The organism is Bacillus sp. GS3m_15504 (genome assembly GCF_055825275.1).
In genome coordinates, this window is record NZ_JBVVNL010000026.1 from 1 (window position 1) to 451 (window position 451).

General features: G+C 38.6%; 1 protein-coding gene. It reads left to right on the top strand.

Annotation, left to right across the window (positions count from 1 at the left end):
• Nucleotides 1–352: deaminase (locus tag AC0L0O_RS29995; protein ID WP_473786242.1), on the top strand; the 352-nt coding region annotated here is incomplete at its 5' end.
• Between the last annotated feature and the right edge of the window lie 99 nt (nucleotides 353–451).

Consider the following 451-nt stretch of genomic DNA (forward strand, 5'->3'; position numbering starts at 1 on the left):
GCATTGTATTGATGAAGGATGTTATGTTGTTGATAATCATTGCGTTCGAACAATCCACGCAGAAATGAATGCAATTTTACAATGTGCGAAGTTTGGCGTCCCTACAGAAGGGGCAGAAATTTATGTGACACATTTCCCTTGCCTGCAATGTACAAAGATGATTTTACAAGCAGGGATTAAAAAGATTTATTATTTAAAGGATTACCGTAATGATGCGTACGCCCTAAATTTAATTGAACAAGTAGGAGCCACGGTTGAAAAAGTGACTTTAGTACCAAAATATTTTGCCGAATTACAATGGGGAGAAGAATTTGCCACACTTGAGGACAATCCTTCCTCAGCTGAGGAATAATTGGTTCTTCATAGCTCTGCTGACTAGTTGTGGGCTGTGGTGTTTTTTCGCACCTAGTCTATTAGGAGCTCTTCTTTTTTCTATCACTGTTATCCGTAT